We start from the raw sequence: 17362 nt of genomic DNA, 5'->3' as shown, positions 1-17362 counted from the left end.
CGCCCCACGAGCGACTGCGCGGTGACGAAGTCGCCGGCGAGCGCACGGGCGGCGACGGCCGCATTGCGACCCGCGACGACGACACTGACAAGGCCGCCGGGGCGCAGCACCGTGGCAATCGTCGAGAGCGCCTGGCCCGGGTCGTCGACGTGCTCGATGACGTCGTGGCAGATGACGAGGTCGAACGAGGACGCCGCGACGTGCTCGAGCAGATCGGCCGCATCGCCCTGGACGGCGTTGACGCTCTCGCTGAGGCCGGCCTCGACCCCGCGACGGTGCAACGAGGCCAGCGCATCGGGACTCGGGTCGACGACCGTGACGTGGTGCCCCAGGGCGGCGAGGCGAACGGCGTCACTGCCCGTGCCTCCGCCGAGGTCGAGCACGTCGAGCGCGTCGCCGGAGCCCGCGACGTCGACGGCATCCACGACGGACTGCCACATCAACTCGGTGCGGACCGGACCCATGACGGACACTGTGCCACAGCGTGGATCGCGGTTTCCGATAGCGTCCGGGCATGGAGTCCCTGACGGCCCTCGTGTTCTCCAGCGGGTGGGCCAGCGGCATCAACGCGTACGCCACGGTCGCGGTGCTCGGCCTGGTCGACCGCCTGGACGACAGCGCTGCGATTCCGGACACCCTCGGGCGTACGGACGTGCTGGTGATCTCGCTCGTGATGTTCGCGATCGAGTTCGTCGTCGACAAGATCCCGGTCGCCGACTCGATGTGGGACGCCGTGTCGACGGTCGTACGCCCGACGGTCGGCGCGTTCGTCGCCTACCAGTTCGCGGGCGACTCGAGCGGCCTCGACCAGGCCCTGCTGACGGCACTCGGCGGCGGGACGGCCCTCACGTCGCACGGCATCAAGTCGGGCCTGCGGCTCGCCGTCAACACCTCCCCCGAGCCGTTCAGCAACAGCATCGTCAGCACCGCCGAGGACGTCAGCGTCATCACGGTCGTCGCGCTCGCGGTCTCCCACCCCTGGATCGCGCTCGGCATCTCCGCGTCCCTGCTGGTCGTGGGCGCCGTCGTGGTCATCCTGCTGTGGCGCGTCATCCGCAAGGCGTGGCGCAGGCGGCGTCGCCTCACCGCGTAGTCTGCGCGCATGGCGAACGTCGTGGTCGTGGGTGGCGGCTTCGCCGGGATGTCGGCCGCGGCTCGCCTGGCCAAGCTGCGCCACCACGTGACGCTCCTCGAGAGCGGTCAACGGCTGGGCGGACGGCTCAACGGCGTCACGATCGACGGGCGCACGTGGCAGACCGAGCTCGACACCGTGACGCTGCCGGGCGTGTTCCGCGACCTGTTCCGCAAGTCCGGCCGCCCCTTGGAGCGCATCCTGGACTTCACCAAGACCGAGGGCCGGCGCCACGTCTTCAAGGACAAGTCAGTCCTCGACCTCCCGCTCGGCAATCGTGGCGACCAGCACGAAGCGCTGATGGAGGCGTTCGGCGAGGACGAGTGGTCGCCGTGGGTCGACTCGTTCGCGGAGCCGTGGGACGTCATCCGCCGCATGGCGCTCGACCAGGTCTTCCCCGGCCGGCCTGCGGTCGATCGCGCGGTCCGCAAGGTGCTGCGTCCGCGCCGCAGTCTCGCGACCCTTGCCGAGAAGGACCTCGACGACGACCGCCTCCGCAAGCTCGTTCTCAACCCCGTGCGGCTCGCGGGCCAGGACCGCAACGTCACCCCGGGGTTCGTCGCGGTCGGCCACTACGTCGAGCGGTCGTTCGGTCGCTGGCGTTTCGCCGGCGGGCTGCCCGCACTCGCCGCCGCGCTCGAGACCAGGCTCGCCGAGCGCGGCGTCACGATCGAGCTCGGCGAGTCAGCACACGAGCTGGTCCTCGAGGACGGGCAGGTGCGCAAGGTCGTGACCTCGCGGCGTGCCGTGCCGTCCGACATCGTCGTGTGGTGCGCACCGGCGTGGCCCGCTCCCCTGCCACGTCGCGACCTGATGCCGGTCATACCGGCGTCGAGGACCTTGGTCACCCTGTCGTCCGAAGCGCCGTCCATGCCCGACGAGATCCTCGTGCACGCCAACCCGCCGATCCGGATGTGGTCGGGCGGCGACGGCCTGTGGACGATCGAGCACCGCAGTGGCGAGGACCCGCTGCGAGCGCTCGTACGCTTCGGGATCGACGTCCGGCCGTACGTCGAGCAGCAGGTCGACCTCAACCCCAGCGACCTCGTCGGGCTCGGACACTGGGGCTGGACGTGGCGCGGCTGGACCAGCGCTCTCGACCTGCCCGGGGTCGCGCCGACAGGCGGCATCTACTTCGCCGGAGCGCACGCGCATCCCGGTGCGACGCTCGAGGGCATCGGCATGGCGACCGCCGCGATCGCCGAGGCCATCGGTCCAGCGCCTCGTTAGAGGAGGCCGTCGGCGCGCAGCGCCTCGAAGATCTCCCTGGTCGCCTTCGAACGGTTGAGCGTGATGAAGTGCAGGCCCGGGGCGCCCCCGGCCAGCAGCTCACGGCACAGCTGGGTGGCCAGCTCGATGCCCTTGGCGCGTACGGCGGCCTTGTCGTCCTGGATCGGCTCGACCTGGTCGAGCACCTCACGAGGCAGCTCGGCGCCCGACAGCTCGGCCATGCGGGCGACCTGGGCGAAGTTGAGGATCGGCATGATGCCCGGGACGATCGGGATGTCGCAGCCCTTGGCGCGTACGCGCTCCACGAGGTCGAAGTAGTCCGACGGCCGGAAGAACAGCTGCGTGATCGCGTACTCGGCGCCGGCGTCGGCCTTGTCGACCAGCACCTGGGCATCGTCGTCGAGGCTCGCCGCATCGGGGTGGCCCTCGGGGAACGCCGCAACGCCGATGCGGAACCCGCCGAGGCTCGTCGCGAGCTCGACGAGGTCGATCGCGTGGTTCATGCCGTCGGGGTGCGGCTCCCAGAGCGCGCGCGGCCCGCCCTTGGGGTCGCCGCGGAGCGCCAGCACGTTGTCGACGCCGGCCGCGGCGTACTGCTTGAGCACGGATTCGATCTCGCCACGGGTCTGGGCGACGAGGGTCAGGTGGCCGACGGGGCGCATGCGGGTCTGCTCGGCGATGCGCGCGGTGATGCGGACCGTACGCTCCTGGCTCGTGCCACCGGCGCCGTACGTCACGGAGACGAACGTCGGCTCGAGCGGCTCGAGGTCGGCGATGGTCTGCCAAAGCACGGCTTCGCCCTCGTCGTCCTTGGGCGGGAAGAACTCGAACGAGTAGCTCGGCGACGGCCCTCGGATGGCGTCGACGAGGGACTGTTCCTGGAGTGGCATGCCACAACGGTATCGTCCGAGCTGTGAATCCACGTGCCGATCATCCCGAATTCCGGACGCGGATTGATCACACCCTGGAGTCCTTCGTCGCAGGACAGCGCGAGCTGCTCTCCGAGCTCGGCCCGGATCTCGAGGGCCTCGCCGACGCCGCCATCGGGTTCGTCGCCGGTGGCAAGCGCCTGCGACCCCAGTTCTGCTACGCCGGGTGGCTCGTCGCCGGCGGCGATCCTGACGAACCCGGCATCGTCACGGCGGCCGCGGCGCTGGAGTGGCTGCAAGCCAGCGCGCTCGTGCACGACGACCTCATGGACGGCTCCGACACCCGGCGCGGCCGGCCGAGTGTGCACCGCGCCTTCGAGGGGCTGCACCGTGCGGAGTCCCGCCACGGCGACCCGGTCGGCTTCGGTACGTCCGCCGCGGTCCTGCTCGGTGACCTGCTGCTGTCGTGGTGTGACGAGCTGTTTCGGAGCAACGGCCTCCCGCACACCGACAAGGCATTCGGCTTTCTCGACCTGTGCAAGACCGAGGTCGTCGCCGGCCAGTTCCTCGACGTCGCCGGGCAGACCCGCGAATCACTCTCGGTCGCCGAGGCCATGACGGTCGTGCGCTACAAGTCCGCCAAGTACACCGTCGAGCGGCCGCTCCACATCGGCGCGGCCCTGGCCGGCGCCGATCCCGACCTGATCGCCGCGCTGACCGACGTCGCACTCCCCCTCGGCGAAGCGTTCCAGCTGCGCGACGACGTGCTCGGGGTCTTCGGCGACCCCGACCTGACCGGCAAGCCGGCCGGCGACGACCTCCGCGAGGGCAAGCGGACGGTGCTCGTGGCCCGGACCGCGGAGCTCACCGACGACGCCGGGCGCGAGCTGCTCCGCACCTCGCTCGGTACGTCCGACGGCGTCGAGGCCGTGCGCGACCTCATCCGTACGTCCGGCGCGCTCGCCGCCGTCGAGGAGGACATCGCCCGGCTCGAGGCCTCGGCAGACGAGGCGATCGACCGCCTCGGCCCAGGGGCACGCGACGTGCTGGGTCCGCTGGCGCTCACAGCAACCCGTCGAACTCGCTGACGTCGAGGCCGTCCCGCACGATCACGACGAGCGCTGTCGCCTGCTCCGATGCGTCGCGGAGCAGGTCGACGACGGCGCTGGTCCGGACCGGGTCGATGTCCCCCAGCTCGTGCAGGCCATCCCAGACGATCAGCGTCGGCCGCTGCGCCAGGTCGCCGAGGACGTCGAACAAGGCGTCGAGATTGCGCCCGAACCACTCCGGGAGCTCCCAGGCGGTCGCGACCTCGTCGTAGAACCCCTCGAACGACGTCACCTGCCGGGTGTCGAGGGCTAGCGCCTGCCAACCCGCCGCCCGGGCCTCGCCGACCAGGTCGCGATCGGCACGACCGCGCCAGCTGAACAGGCCGGGCGACACGAGCCCGGCGAGAACCGAGTCGAAGGTCGCGGTCATCGGGGCTCCTTCAGTCGTACGAATGAGCGGTAGTGGTCGGGCGTGTAGTAGAGCTCGCCGCCCTGTCCCGCGACGAGGCGGCGCGCGCCACGATCGGACTCGCCGGGAGTCGGGACGGTGTACTCGCGCCAGTAGCCGTGCTCGTGCTGCGGCAGCAGGCCCTCGCGGTTGCTGAACACGGCGCCGTCGCGGGCGTATGGGAACGGTCCGTCCGACTGGATCAGGGCGATGGTCTCGGCGACCTCGGGCGGGAGCTCCTGACCGGAAGGGGCCGTCTGCGTCTGCGTGGTCGGCGGGCCGCCGGCCTTGTCCTGGCCCGCCAGATCACGGCCGCCGATGACGACCAGCGCGACGCCCACGAGGAGCAGCAGGAGGATCCACGCGCCGCGTCGCATGCCCTCATCGTCCCCCATACAGGAGTGGCGAACGTCACGACAGGACCGTGACACGCCCACCGTCACGTTCTTCATGTGGAAGAGTCTCTAGAATCAGTGGACGGGTCGGGGGATCCAGAACTCGAGGGAGAGCGGCGTGACAGTGACGGGTGACGAGGCCCTGGTCGGGCGCGTCCTCAACGACCGCTACCTGATCGGCGATCGCATTGCGCGCGGCGGCATGGCCAGCGTGTTTCGTGCTGTCGACCGCCGACTCGACCGCGAGGTCGCGATCAAGGTCATGCATCACGGCCTCGGCGACGACCAGCAGTTCACTGCCAGGTTCGTCCGCGAGGCCAAGTCCGCCGCCAAGCTCAACCACCGCAACGTGGTGTCGGTGTTCGACCAGGGCCGCGACGGCGATGTCACCTACCTCGTCATGGAGTACGTCCCCGGGCACACCCTGCGTGACATCATGCGCGAAGAGGCGCCGATGCCGGCCTATCGCGCTCTCGAGCTGCTCGAGCAGGTTCTCGTCGCATTGTCGGCCGCCCACGCAGCCAAGATCATCCACCGCGACGTCAAGCCCGAGAACGTCCTCATCACCCCCGACGGAGACGTCAAGGTTGCCGACTTCGGCCTGGCCCGAGCGGTCAGCGCCGCCACGACCGCGACCGGTGGGACGCTGATCGGCACGGTCTCCTACCTCGCGCCCGAGATCGTCACCAACGACGGCGCCGACGCCCGCTCCGACATCTACGCGTGCGGCGCGATGCTCTACGAGATGCTCACCGGGCTCAAGCCCCATGCCGGCGAGTCACCCATCCAGGTCGCCTACAAGCACGTGCACGAGGACATCGGCGCACCATCGGCGGTCCAGCCCGGGGTCCCGGCGTACGTCGACGCGCTCGTGGCGCGGGCGACCGTACGCGATCGTGACCAGCGGTCCACCGATGCCCGGGTCATGCTGCAGCAGGTCCGGTCCGTGCAGCGAGCCCTCGACGCCGGGCTGACCGACGATCCTGACCTGGTCGCAGACCTGCTGCCGGGAGCGCGTGCCACCGACGACGACGAGACCCCCACGGTCGCGGTCCCCAGGCGCACACCCCTGACCACGCCCTCCTCGGCGTCCGAGTCGGAGCCGACCGAGACGGTCCACGCCAACGAGACCACGATGCAGTGGTCGAACGGCCTGGCTCCCCTGGCCCCGGTGGACCGGGCCACACGTACGGGCCTCGACACCCCACCGGAGCTCCCCGAGACAGCGGAGCGCCCTGCGGGCCTGCATCCGATGATGTCGCCGGAGGACTATGCCAAGGCCCGCGCGGGCGAGCAGAAGTCTCACCGCGGCCGCAACCTCCTGGTCCTCGCGATCCTGCTGGCTCTGCTGGTCTTCGCGATCGGCTACTGGTTCAGCGTCGGTCGCTACGACGACACGCCCCTGCTGGAGGGCAGCGCCGTGGCCGTCGCCAGGACGAACGCCGAGAAGAACGGGTTCGAGCTCAAGGTCAGCAAGGAAGCGTTCTCGGAGAGCCGCCCGGCGGGCACGGTGATCGACACCAACCCCGAGCCCGGCCAGAAGATCCTGCCTGGCAGCACGATCGAGGCGGTCGTCTCCAAGGGACCAGATCGCGTGCACGTCCCCGCGAAGCTCAAGGGCATGACCGTCGCTGCCGCCACGGCGGCACTCAAGGATGTCGACCTCGTGGTGGGTGACACCAAGAAGGTCTTCGACGAGAAGGTCGACAAGGGCCGCGTGGTGGGCGTCACCAACTACACGGTGGCCGACGATCTCAAGCGCGGCACAGAGGTCGTCCTCGGGATCAGCAAGGGCCCCCGGCCGATCGACGTCGTGGACTTCCGCGGCAAGCCGTACACCGAGGCGAAGGCCGCGCTGGAGAAGGCCGGCTTCGACGTGAAGGCCAGCGAGGTCTTCAGTGCGGACGTCGCCAAGGGCAACGTCGTGACCCAGAATCCGAACAAGGGCACGAGCACCAAGGGCGAGACGATCACGCTGACGGTGTCCAAGGGACCCGAGATGGTCGTGGTGCCCGACATGGTCGGCCACACGCGGCCGTACGCGGTCAGGATGCTCGAGCGGGCGGGCTTCAAGGTGACCGCCTTCGGTGCCGGCGACTTCACGGTCAAGGCGCAGACGCCGCCTGGCGGATCGAAGCGGGCCAAGGGCAGCACCGTCACCATCGTCGGCTTCTGACCCGTGCGCACCAGGCTCGCCGCGGCAGCACTTCTCGGCGTCACCGCGGTGTGGGGTTCCACGTTCTTCCTGATCAAGGACCTGCTTGATCGCGTTCCGGCGCCGGACTTCCTCGCCGTACGCTTCGCGATCGCGTTCACCGTGCTGTTCCTGCTCGCCCCCCGCGCCATCGCGCACCTCACCCCCGAGATGCGCCGCCGCAGTGCCTACGCGGGTGGCATCTACGGTGTCGCACAGATCCTGCAGACCGTGGGCCTGGGCCACACGGATGCGAGTGTTTCTGGGTTCATCACGGGCCTGTACGTCGTCGCGACCCCCGTGCTCGCCTCGCTGGCGTTCCGGCAGCGGGTCTCCCGGATCGTCTGGGTCGCGGTCGGCCTGTCGACGATCGGCCTCGCGATCCTCTCGCTGCGCGGCTTCGCCGTCGGATTCGGCGAGTCGATCACGTTCGTCTGCGCGATCCTCTACGCCGTGCACATCGTCGTTCTGTCCCGCTGGTCGTCGGCCAAGGACGCCTACGCGATGGCGACGATCCAGATGGGAGTCATCGCCGCGCTCTGCTTCGTGGCCGCTGCTCCGGGCGGTCTCACCCTGCCCGAGCGGTCCGGCGACTGGGCTGCGACGCTCTACATGGCGCTCGCCGCCGGAGCGCTGGCGATGCTGGCGCAGACGTGGGCGCAGAGCCAGCTCGACGCCTCGCGCGCAGCACTGCTCATGACGATGGAGCCGGTGTTCGCCGCGACCTTCGCCATCTGGCTCGGCGGCGAAGGCCTGGGCTGGCGGCTGCTGATCGGCGGTGCGCTCGTGCTCGCCGCGATGATCCTCGCCGAGACGTCAGGACGTAGTGAGACACGCGTACAGGTTCCCCTAGACTGACGCGATGGACCAGCCCCGTATCGCGCCCGGCGGGCTCAAGGAGCTCGGACTCGTCAACTACGGGGTCAGCGCCCTGGCCGGCCGCGTGATCGGCGGCACCAGGCCCAACATCTTCACGACGCTGGGACGGCAGCGAAAGCTGTTCCGCGGCTGGCTCTACTACAGCGGCAAGCTCATGCCGGGCGGCCGGCTTCCGCGCCGCGACAGCGAGCTCGTGATCCTGCGGATCGCGACGATCCGGGAGTGCGAGTACGAGCGCCGCCACCACGTGCGCATCGCCCGCAAGGCCGGGGTCACGCCCGCCGAGATCGACCACCTCGCCGACGAGACCTGGCCCGGGTGGACCGAGCGCGAGCGGGCATTCTTCGCGGCCGTCGACCAGTTCGTCGACGACAAGTTCATCGACGATGCGACGTGGTCGGCCCTGAGCGAGCACCTCACCGAGCCCGAGCTGATCGAGTTCCTGCTGCTGTGCGGCCAGTACGACTCGCTGGCCACGGTGCTGCTGACCCTCAAGGTGCAGCCGGAGGACTAGAGGGCCTTCAGGTAGCGCTGCGTCATCGTTCGCTGCAGGAGCCGGCCGAGCGGTCCGGCGAGCCTGGTCCGCCAGAGCGCGTGGTTGGAGAACGCCGTCACCGTCACGGTCACCTCGCCGGTCGCGGGGTCGCGCTCGACGACGAACCGCTCCTCCCCCGTCTCGGGGTGACCCGGCAGCGTCCCGTACGCGAAGCCGCGCCGATCCGGTTCGTCGACGACGTCGACCACGCGGCACGGGACCTTCTGGCCCAGGAACCGGAACGTCACGTCGGCGCCGAGCGTCGCCCGCGGTGGCCCGCTCACCCGGCGCACGCCCGACCGCTCCTGAAGCTGCCAGGTCATGAGCGCCTCGGCGGCCGCATCGAGGTCGACGACGCCGAGCCGGCGCGAGGCGCGTACGTGGTGATAGCCGGCAGGCAGCGGTTCGTGAGCCGAAGCCCCGACCTCGGAGTACGTCAGCTCAGCCACGGACCCGACCGCCCCTGACCTGACCACTCGAAGGCTCCGTCACGACGCCACGCCAGGACCAAGGCGTGACAGCAATGGAAAGCACCTCGAAGCGATCACGCAGGACCCCGCCAGCCAGAACAAAGGCGCGCCGATCAACAGAAGCAGTCATCGACCCCGGCCTCATCGCGTCGCGAGAAGACTCAAGAACGACCGGACAACATCTCGCTGACCAGGAAGGCCAGCTCGAGGCTCTGCGCGCGGTTGAGGCGCGGATCGCACAGTGTCTCGTAGCGGTGCGACAGGTCCTCGGCCGACAGCTTGGCGCCGCCGCCGACGCATTCGGTGACGTCGTCGCCGGTGAGCTCGACGTGCACGCCCCCCGGCCAGGTGCCGAGCGCGCGGTGCACCTCGAAGAAGCCGCGGACCTCGTCGATGACATCGTCGAACTCGCGGGTCTTGTATCCGTTGGAGGCCTCGAACGTGTTGCCGTGCATCGGGTCGCACACCCACGCGACCTCGATGCCCGCCGCCGTGACCTTCTCGACCAGGTTGGGCAGGCCGTCACGGATCTTGCCGGCGCCGAAGCGGGTGATGAACGTGATCTTGCCCGGAATGCGCTCGGGGTTGAGCTTCTCGTAGAGCGCGATCGCGTCGTCAGCGGTGCTGGTCGGGCCGAGCTTGACGCCGATCGGGTTGGCGATCTTGCTCATGAGCTCGACGTGCGCGCCGTCGAGCTGGCGCGTGCGCTCGCCGATCCACACGAAGTGGCTCGACACGTCGTAGGGGCGCTCGGTGCGCGAGTCGATGCGGGTCAGCGAGTGCTCGTACTCGAGGATCAGGGCCTCGTGCGAGGAGAAGAAGTCGACGGTGTGGAACTCGTCGGGGTCGACGCCGATCGCATCCATGAATGCCAGCGCGCGGTCGATCTCGGCGCCGATGCGCTCGTAGCGCTCGCCCACCGGGCTGTTCTTGACGAAGTCGGTGTTCCACGCGTGCATCTGGCGCAGGTCGGCGTAACCACCGGTCGTGAAGGCGCGCGCGAGGTTGAGCGTCGAGGCCGATGCGTTGTAGACGTCGACGAGCCGCTGCGGGTCGTGCGCACGCGACGCGGCGTTGAAGTCGAAGCCGTTGACGGCGTCGCCACGGTATGCCGGCAGGGTCACGCCGTCGCGGGTCTCGGTGTCGCTGGATCGCGGCTTGGCGTACTGACCGGCGAGCCGGCCGACCTTGACGACCGGAACGCTCGCGGCGTAGGTCAGCACGACGGCCATCGAGAGCAGGACCCGGAGCTTGTTGCGGACGTTCTCGGCGGTCACGCCCTCGAACGTCTCGGCGCAGTCTCCACCCTGCAGCAGGAAGGCTTCGCCGCGGGCGACCTCGGCGAGCCGGTCGCGCAGCGCGTCGCACTCGCCGGCAAACACCAGCGGCGGCATCTTCCGCAGTGTCTGCACCGCGGCGTCGCGGGCGGACGGATCGACATACGTGGGCTGCTGGGCAGCGCCCATCGCATGGAGGTCGTCAAGGCTGGGAATGCTCACCCAGCGATTCTACTCGGGTCCGTCGAGTGCTCGGTCCACGCCTTCACACGATGGGACGGAGAGCCAGCAACCCGCCGGTGGAGTGGCTGGGAGGAACGAGGAGCGTATCGAGACCCGGTGAGCCGAGGGGCTTGATCAGCCCGTCGGCTCACGAGGTTTCGATAAGCGGACGCCTTCGGCGTGCTTCGACTCAACCTGGCCTCGGTGCGATTCGCTGGCGCGAATCGACCTCAGCCAAACAGAACTTCGGCTTCTTCGTAGAGCTCGGGGCGTACGACCTTGAGCTCCTTGGTGCCCTCGGACAGGGGCACGCGCACGATGTCGGTGCCACGCAGGGCGACCATCGTGCCGAAGTCACCCTCGTGCACCGCCTGGATCGCGTGCAGGCCGAACCGCGTGGCGAGCCAGCGGTCGAACGCGGTGGGCGTGCCGCCGCGCTGGATGTGCCCGAGCACGACGGCCCGGGCCTCCTGGCCCGTGCGCTGCTCGATCTCGGACGCGAGCCGGTCGCCGATGCCGCCGAGGCGTACGTGGCCGAACGCATCCTTCTGGCCGCTGATCAGCGACATCGAACCGCCGTCGGCCGGCACCGCGCCCTCGGAGACCACGATGATCGGCGAGTAGTGCGTCGCGAACCGGCTCTCGACCTGTGCGCACACCTTCTCGATGTCGAACGGACGCTCGGGGATCAAGATGATGTTGGCGCCGCCGGCGAGGCCGGCGTGCAGGGCGATCCAACCCGCGTGCCGGCCCATGACCTCGACGACGAGCACGCGGTGATGGGACTCGGCGGTCGTGTGCAGCCGGTCGATCGCCTCCATCGCGATGTTGACCGCGGTGTCGAAGCCGAACGTGAAGTCCGTGCCGGACAGGTCGTTGTCGATCGTCTTGGGCACACCGACGACGTTGACGCCCAGGTCCGCGAGCTTGGTCGCCACCCCGAGGGTGTCCTCCCCGCCGATCGCGATCAGCGCGTCACAGCCGTTGGCCGCGAGGTTGTCCTTGATCAGCTCGACGCCGTTCTCGATCGCGAACGGGTTGGTGCGGGACGAGCCGAGGATCGTGCCACCGCGGGGCAGGATGCCGCGCACGGCCTTGGTGTCGAGCGTGATGGTGTCGTTCTCGAGCGGCCCGCGCCAGCCGTCACGGAACCCGACGAACTCATGGCCGTACGTGGACACTCCCTTGCGCACGGCGCCTCGGATGACCGCGTTGAGTCCGGGGCAGTCGCCGCCCCCAGTGAGCATGCCGACGCGCATCGAGCTTCCCTTCGTTGGTGGTGACGGTTCAGTTGTTCAGTTGTTGAGCTGTCTCACTACGCTTCGCTGTCTGGCGCCTGCGGGACGAACGCTCCCGCTTCGCCAGCGCGGACTGAGGTTCGCTCGCTGCGCTCGCTCACTCATTCCGGCTTGATTTCGTCCCAGACCTCATCGGCCTCGGCGCGGGCGGCGACCTTGGCGGCCTCGCGCTCCGCGTCGCGATCGCGCTTCTTGGAGTCCTGCGCGTAGAGGTCGACGTACTCCTGACCCGAGAGCCGCATGATCTCGTACATGATCTCGTCGGTGATGGCGCGCAGGATGTAGCGATCGTCCTGCATGCCCTCGTAGCGGCTGAAGTCGAGCGGCTTGCCGAATCGGACGCCGGGCCGGGCGAACCTGCCGAAGATCTTGCCGGGCGGCGCGACGACATCGGTGCCGATGACGGCGAGCGGGATGACCGGTACGCCGGCCTCCAACGCCAGCCGCGCGACGCCGGTGCGTCCACGGTAGAGCTTGCCGTCGTGCGAGCGGGTGCCCTCGGGGTAGATGCCGCAGACCTCGCCGTCCGCGAGGAGCCGCAGCTGAGTCTTGATCGCCCCGGCCGCGGCGGAGCCGCTCGTGCGGTCGATGGGCACCTGGCCGGCGCCGGAGAAGAACGTCTTCTGCAGCCAGCCCTTGACGCCCGAGCCCTCGAAGTACTCGGCCTTCGCCACGAACGTGACCCGGCGCGGGATCACGAGCGGCATGAACAACCAGTCGGCGTACGACAGATGGTTGCTCGCCAGGATGACCGCGCCTTCCTTCGGCACGTTCTCGGTGCCTTCGGCCCAAGGCCTGAAGATCAGCTTGAGCAGCGGGCCCAGTGCGAGGAACTTCAGGAACCAATAGAACACGGACAGGACACTACTCTGAACCGCACGCCTTTCGCATGATGCGACCCGATCGGAACCACGATGGGGGAAGATGGACGCATGACTTCGACGACGTTGCCCGGACTTCTGCCCGGCGCCGAGCCATTCTCCGCCGACGGCGGCCGCATCGGCGTGCTCCTGAGCCACGGCTTCACGGGCTCGCCGGCCTCGATGACGCCCTGGGGCAGGCAGCTCGCGAGCCTGGGTCACACCGTGCGGGTGCCGCGGCTGCCGGGTCACGGCACGACGTGGCAAGAGTGCAACACGACCCGCTGGGAGCAGTGGTACGCCGAGGTCGACGCGGCGCTGACCGACCTCCGTTCACGCTGCGACCACGTCGTCGTCGCCGGACTGTCGATGGGCGGTTGCCTCGCACTGCGGCTCGCCGAGCAACGCCCCGACGACGTTGATGCCGTCGTGGTGGTCAACCCCGTGGTCAACCTCGCGCGCTTCGACCTCAAGCTGCTGCCGGTCCTCAAGTGGCTCGTGCGCTCGCTGCCGGGCATCGGCAACGACATCAAGAAGCCGGGCCAGGACGAGGTCGGCTACACCCGTACGCCGCTCAAGGCGCTCGCGTCGCAGCTCGTGATGTGGAAGGACGTCCGCAGCAACCTCGACAAGGTCACGCAGCCGCTGCTGATCTTCAAGTCCGACGAGGACCACGTTCTCGATGCCACCTCGGTCGACCTCATCCGCGCCGGCGTGTCGTCCCAGGTCGTCGACCTCGTCGCGCTGCCGGAGAGCTATCACGTCGCGACGATCGACAACGACGACCAGCTGATCTTCGACCGCACGGCGGCATTCATCGCCGAGCACGTCGGGACCCCGGATGACTGAGCGCGACGACTTCGACAAGATCGTCGAAGGTCTCGAGCTCGACCTCTCGTTCATCGACGAGAAGCCGGACCAGAAGCCCACCGAGGAACCTCCCGAGCCGGAGTGGTCGCCGCTCACGGACGACGACATCGACGCCGCTGACGCCGAGGAGCCGTTCTACCGCAAGGTCGAGCCGACGCCGCTGATCCCCAGGCGCCGCGGCGTCCTGGCAGCCTGGATCGGCGTGCTCGGCGCCCCGTTGTCCCTCGTCATCGCGACGATGTCGGGCGTCTTCCTCGACCGCCCGATCGTCGCGGCCGCCGCGCTCACCTTCGTCGCCTCGGCGATCTACTTGATCTTGCAGTTGCCCGAACACGGGCCCTCGCGGAGGGATTGGCCGGACGACGGCGCCGTGCTGTGAGCCGGGCCATGTCGGCGGCGCCGATGAGGCCGGCCTCCGGCCCCAGGTGGGCTCGGACGATGCGCGCCTCGGCGCGGTAGCCGCGACCGGTCAACGTACGGCTGAATGCCGCCCGCGCCGGGCCGACGAGCAGCTCACCCGCGTCACTGACCCCACCGCCGATCACGAACATGCCGGGGTCGAGTGCGGCGGCGAGGTTGGCGATGCCGACGCCCAGCCAGTCGCCGACCTCGGCGATCCACTCGATCGCCTCGTCGTTGCCTGCCTGCGCGTGCTTGGTGACCAGGTGACCCTCGATGGCCTTGACGTCGTCGCCGGACTCGGCCAGGAGCAGCTTGCCGAAGTCCGTGCCCTTGGTCGCAGCGGCGCGGGCACGGCGCGTCAGGACGCGGCCGCTGGCGTACTGCTCCCAGCACCCCTTGTTGCCGCACTCGCACTGGTTGCCGTTGGGGACGACCTGCATGTGGCCGAACTCCCCCGCGATGCCGAACTGCCCGCGATAGGGCTGGCCGTCGATCACGATCGCGCCGCCGATGCCCGTGCCGAGCGTGATGAGCACGAGATCGGCCTCGTTCTGTGCCGCGCCGTAGCGCCACTCGGCCCACCCCGCGGCGTTGGCGTCGTTGTCGACCAGCACCGGCAGGCCCGTGCGCCGGGCCACGGCGTCACGGAGCGGCTCGTGGCGCCAGGCCAGGTGCGGGGCGAAGAGGACCGTCGACTGGGTGGCGTCGACGAACCCAGCCGCTCCCACCCCGATCGCGCGGATGTGGTGCTCGCGCCGGAACTCCTCGGTGATGTCGGCGATCGCGTCGATGACCTCGAGCGGCTCGGTCGTCGGTGTCTCCCGCTTGAGCCGGGCCAGGATGTGGCCGTCCTCGTCGACGACGCCTGCGGCGATCTTGGTCCCGCCGATGTCGATGCCTACTGCCAGCTTGTCGGCCATCAGGCGGGCTCGACCCGTGCGAGGTCGGCGGCACCGATGATGCCGGCCCGGTTGCCGAGTGCGGCCAGGCGCAGGGCCGCCTCGGGGCGGTGGGCGCGCGCCGGGAGGTTGGCCTCGAACGCCTCCACGACCGGGGTCATCAGAAGGTCTCCGGCTGCGCCGACCCCACCCCCGATCGCGATCACGCTGGGGTCGAGGATCGTCGTGAGTACCGCGATTCCCTCGCCCATCCAGCGGCCCAGTTCGGCGAGGAGCTCGATCGCCAGCGGGTCGCCCTGCTGGGCCAGCTCGGTGATGCCGGGGCCGGTGATGCGGCTCAGGTCGCCGTTGCCGAGGGCCGCGATCGCCGCGGCACCGTCGTCCTCGTTGGCCACACGCTCGCGCGCATTGCGTACGAGTGCGCTGCCGCTGGCGTACTGCTCCCAGCAACCGTGCTGGCCACAGCCGCAGAGGATGCCGTCGGGGACGACCCGCATGTGGCCGATCTCGGCCGCAACGCCGAAGCCGCCGCGGAACAGCTGGCCGCGGTGCACGATGCCGCCGCCGATGCCGGTGCCGATCGTGACGAGCAGCAGGTCGTCGGTGTCCTGACCGGCGCCGAAGCTGAACTCGCCCCACGCCGCCGCGTTGGCGTCGTTCTCGACCACGACGGGCAGGTCGACGAGCGCGCGCACCCGCTCGCCGAGGGGCTCTTCGCGCCAGTCGATGTTGGGCGCGAATCGCACTGTCGATCGGTCCTCGCCGACGAAGCCGGCGGCCCCGATGCCGATGCCGGCGACGTTGTCGTCTCCGACCAGCCGCTCGACGAGGTCGGCCACGATCGCGGGGATCTTGGTCGCGTCGTCGGGCGTGGGCTCAGATGCCGAGTCGAGGATCTTGCCGTCCTCGGAGACGAGTCCCGTTGCGATCTTGGTTCCGCCGATGTCGACGCCAACGGCCAGTGTCATGTCTCTTCCCGAGGTGTCAGAGCGGTTTCGATGAGCTCGCGGAGCGAGCGGGTGAGCTGTGCGGCGGAATCTGACACCTTGGCCAGGGCCTCCGGATTGTCCCGGACGAAGCCGGTGACCTGGCACACGGGGCACCACGTCGTCGAGCACACGTGGGCCGAGCTGCCTTCGGTGTCGGCGTGGGGTTGCGAGGCCATGGCACGGAACAGCTTGAAGGCCTCTTCGGCGACCGAGCCGACACGATCTGAATGTGTGGAGTCTGAAGCCGCGCTGGAGCTGTGCTCGCTCACAGGGCCTCGACCTGTTTCTTCAACCCCTTGAGGGCGGTGTCGATGATGACCTTCTCGGCCTTGCGCTTGAGCATGCCGAGCAGCGGGATCGAGACGTCGACGGCGAGCTGGTAGGTGACGCGGGTCTTGGCACCGTCGAGCGGCTCGAGGATGTACGCGCCGTCCATCGACTTGAGCATCGAGCCCTTCTCGACGAGGCTCCACGAGACCGACCGGTTGCCGTCCCACGTGTAGCCCAGCTCGTACTCGTCGCGGATCGGCGTGGCGTCGAGGATGAAGTGCACCTGCTTGGCACGGCCGCCGTCGGACGCCACGACATCGGCGGCCTTGACGCCCGTGGCCCACTGCGGATAGGTCCCGAAGTCGGCGATGACGTCCATGATCCGGTCCGCAGAAGCGTCGATGACGATGTCGCTCGTGGTTCGCGCCATCACCCCTCCTCGTCCGGCTCGAATGTGTGTCCCCATGCTAGTGGCCTTCATGCCGGGCGCCGCCGCCGGGAGGTCGGCTCCAGCACGCCACCGATTCCGTGCACCGGAGCGCGTGAGAGTAGCCTGCCGTACGTGACACAGGCGCATGCACCCGAACTGGGCAACCTCTCTGACGACATCCTCGACCGTCTTCCAGGACATGCTGACGACGTCGCCCTGGCCCGGATGGTGGGCGGCAAGTGGCACGACGTCACTCTCGGCGACTTCCATCGCAACGTCCTCGCCGTGGCCAAGGGCCTCATCGCCGCCGGGGTCTCACCCGGCGACCGGGTCGCCCTGCTCTCCAAGACGAGGTACGAGTGGACCGTCGTCGACTACGCCATCTGGTGGGTCGGCGCCGCAACCGTCCCGATCTACGAGACCTCGTCCACCGCGCAGATCGAGTGGATCCTGTCCGACTCCGGAGCGGTGGCCGCGATCGTCGAGTCCGACGCCCACCTCGGCCGGGTCAAGGAGGCCCAGACGCCTGACCTCCGCGACGTGTGGGTCCTGGACGGCGGCGCCATCGAGGAGATCACGGCCCGCGGGGCCGAGGTCAGCGACTCCGACGTCGAGTCGCGCCGCGCCGCCATCACGAGCGAGAC

Annotated in this window: 20 protein-coding genes; 9 read left to right on the top strand and 11 right to left on the bottom strand. The window is 69.5% G+C overall.

The annotated features are described in order from the left end of the window. Positions 1-464 (bottom strand): class I SAM-dependent methyltransferase (locus V6M46_RS04365; protein ID WP_332662552.1); only part of this gene is annotated, 464 nt, incomplete at its 3' end. 50 nt (positions 465-514) lie between these two features. On the opposite strand from V6M46_RS04365, the gene V6M46_RS04360 reads away from it, so the two are divergent. Then, entirely contained in the window at positions 515-1093 is a 579-nt protein-coding gene (locus V6M46_RS04360; protein ID WP_332662550.1) for a DUF4126 domain-containing protein, read from the top strand. Between the two features lie 9 nt (positions 1094-1102). Beyond that, positions 1103-2362 carry an FAD-dependent oxidoreductase gene (locus tag V6M46_RS04355; RefSeq protein ID WP_332662549.1) on the top strand — a complete coding sequence of 420 codons (1260 nt, stop codon included), beginning with the start codon at positions 1103-1105 and terminating at the stop codon, positions 2360-2362. On the opposite strand, the gene metF is transcribed toward V6M46_RS04355, so the two are convergent. Next, positions 2359-3252, bottom strand: a complete 894-nt coding sequence (gene metF, locus V6M46_RS04350) for a methylenetetrahydrofolate reductase [NAD(P)H] (RefSeq protein ID WP_332662548.1) — start codon at positions 3250-3252, stop codon at positions 2359-2361. The two genes, V6M46_RS04355 and metF, sit on opposite strands and share 4 nt — an antisense overlap. Before the next feature lie 23 nt (positions 3253-3275). Here metF and V6M46_RS04345 point away from each other — a divergent pair, with 23 nt between their 5' ends. Then, entirely contained in the window at positions 3276-4319 is a 1044-nt protein-coding gene (locus V6M46_RS04345; RefSeq protein ID WP_332662547.1) for a polyprenyl synthetase family protein, read from the top strand. Here the strand turns inward: V6M46_RS04345 and V6M46_RS04340 are convergent. Together V6M46_RS04340 and V6M46_RS04335 are read right to left on the bottom strand one after the other, a co-directional pair. Beyond that, positions 4294-4710, bottom strand: a complete 417-nt coding sequence (locus V6M46_RS04340) for a barstar family protein (RefSeq protein WP_332662546.1) — start codon at positions 4708-4710, stop codon at positions 4294-4296. The two genes, V6M46_RS04345 and V6M46_RS04340, sit on opposite strands and share 26 nt — an antisense overlap. Next, positions 4707-5105, bottom strand: a complete 399-nt coding sequence (locus tag V6M46_RS04335) for a ribonuclease domain-containing protein (protein ID WP_332662545.1) — start codon at positions 5103-5105, stop codon at positions 4707-4709. The genes V6M46_RS04340 and V6M46_RS04335 overlap by 4 nt, the downstream gene beginning before the upstream one ends. 136 nt (positions 5106-5241) lie before the next feature. Between V6M46_RS04335 and pknB the strand changes: the two genes are divergently transcribed. From pknB to V6M46_RS04320, 3 genes are read left to right on the top strand one after another with little or no spacing between them, the layout of a single operon-like run. After that, positions 5242-7299 carry a Stk1 family PASTA domain-containing Ser/Thr kinase gene (gene pknB, locus V6M46_RS04330; protein ID WP_332662544.1) on the top strand — a complete coding sequence of 686 codons (2058 nt, stop codon included), beginning with the start codon at positions 5242-5244 and terminating at the stop codon, positions 7297-7299. Between the two features lie 3 nt (positions 7300-7302). Continuing rightward, positions 7303-8175 carry a DMT family transporter gene (locus V6M46_RS04325; protein ID WP_332662543.1) on the top strand — a complete coding sequence of 291 codons (873 nt, stop codon included), beginning with the start codon at positions 7303-7305 and terminating at the stop codon, positions 8173-8175. A 4-nt stretch (positions 8176-8179) separates the two neighbouring features. After that, a complete protein-coding gene (locus tag V6M46_RS04320; protein WP_332662542.1) occupies positions 8180-8710 on the top strand; it encodes a carboxymuconolactone decarboxylase family protein in 531 nt (176 codons plus the stop codon). On the opposite strand, the gene V6M46_RS04315 is transcribed toward V6M46_RS04320, so the two are convergent. From V6M46_RS04315 to V6M46_RS04300, 4 genes are all read right to left on the bottom strand, one after another. After that, a complete protein-coding gene (locus V6M46_RS04315) occupies positions 8707-9180 on the bottom strand; it encodes a DUF1990 family protein (protein WP_332662541.1) in 474 nt (157 codons plus the stop codon). The two genes, V6M46_RS04320 and V6M46_RS04315, sit on opposite strands and share 4 nt — an antisense overlap. A 182-nt stretch (positions 9181-9362) precedes the next feature. After that, positions 9363-10700 carry a class II 3-deoxy-7-phosphoheptulonate synthase gene (locus V6M46_RS04310; protein WP_332662540.1) on the bottom strand — a complete coding sequence of 446 codons (1338 nt, stop codon included), beginning with the start codon at positions 10698-10700 and terminating at the stop codon, positions 9363-9365. Positions 10701-10930: 230 nt separating this feature from the next. Continuing rightward, positions 10931-11959, bottom strand: a complete 1029-nt coding sequence (locus V6M46_RS04305) for a 6-phosphofructokinase (protein WP_332662539.1) — start codon at positions 11957-11959, stop codon at positions 10931-10933. A gap of 140 nt (positions 11960-12099) precedes the next feature. Further along, on the bottom strand, positions 12100-12852 hold the full coding sequence (locus V6M46_RS04300; RefSeq protein ID WP_332662538.1) for a lysophospholipid acyltransferase family protein: 753 nt from the start codon (positions 12850-12852) through the stop codon (positions 12100-12102). A gap of 78 nt (positions 12853-12930) precedes the next feature. On the opposite strand from V6M46_RS04300, the gene V6M46_RS04295 reads away from it, so the two are divergent. Both V6M46_RS04295 and V6M46_RS04290 read left to right on the top strand, forming a co-directional pair. Next, positions 12931-13707 (top strand): alpha/beta hydrolase, encoded by a 777-nt coding sequence (locus V6M46_RS04295; protein WP_332662537.1) that lies wholly within the window; start codon positions 12931-12933, stop codon positions 13705-13707. After that, positions 13700-14107 (top strand): hypothetical protein, encoded by a 408-nt coding sequence (locus tag V6M46_RS04290; protein WP_332662536.1) that lies wholly within the window; start codon positions 13700-13702, stop codon positions 14105-14107. Before V6M46_RS04295 ends, V6M46_RS04290 begins: the two co-directional genes overlap by 8 nt. Here the strand turns inward: V6M46_RS04290 and V6M46_RS04285 are convergent. From V6M46_RS04285 to V6M46_RS04275, 3 genes are all read right to left on the bottom strand, one after another. After that, positions 14013-15050 (bottom strand): ROK family glucokinase, encoded by a 1038-nt coding sequence (locus V6M46_RS04285; RefSeq protein WP_332662535.1) that lies wholly within the window; start codon positions 15048-15050, stop codon positions 14013-14015. The two genes, V6M46_RS04290 and V6M46_RS04285, sit on opposite strands and share 95 nt — an antisense overlap. After that, complete coding sequence (locus V6M46_RS04280) at positions 15050-15997, bottom strand: ROK family glucokinase (protein ID WP_332662534.1); 948 nt, start codon at positions 15995-15997, stop codon at positions 15050-15052. Before V6M46_RS04280 ends, V6M46_RS04285 begins: the two co-directional genes overlap by 1 nt. Positions 15998-16283: 286 nt before the next feature. Beyond that, positions 16284-16718, bottom strand: a complete 435-nt coding sequence (locus tag V6M46_RS04275) for an SRPBCC family protein (protein ID WP_332662533.1) — start codon at positions 16716-16718, stop codon at positions 16284-16286. Between the two features lie 132 nt (positions 16719-16850). Between V6M46_RS04275 and V6M46_RS04270 the strand changes: the two genes are divergently transcribed. Continuing rightward, positions 16851-17362: AMP-binding protein (locus tag V6M46_RS04270; protein ID WP_332662532.1), on the top strand; the 512-nt coding region annotated here is incomplete at its 3' end.

The sequence above is a fragment of the Aeromicrobium sp. genome (assembly GCF_036676885.1).
Classification (GTDB): Bacteria; Actinomycetota; Actinomycetes; order Propionibacteriales; family Nocardioidaceae; genus Aeromicrobium.
The sequence above is the reverse complement of the archived record's forward strand: the minus strand, read 5'-3'. Positions and strand labels throughout refer to the sequence as shown.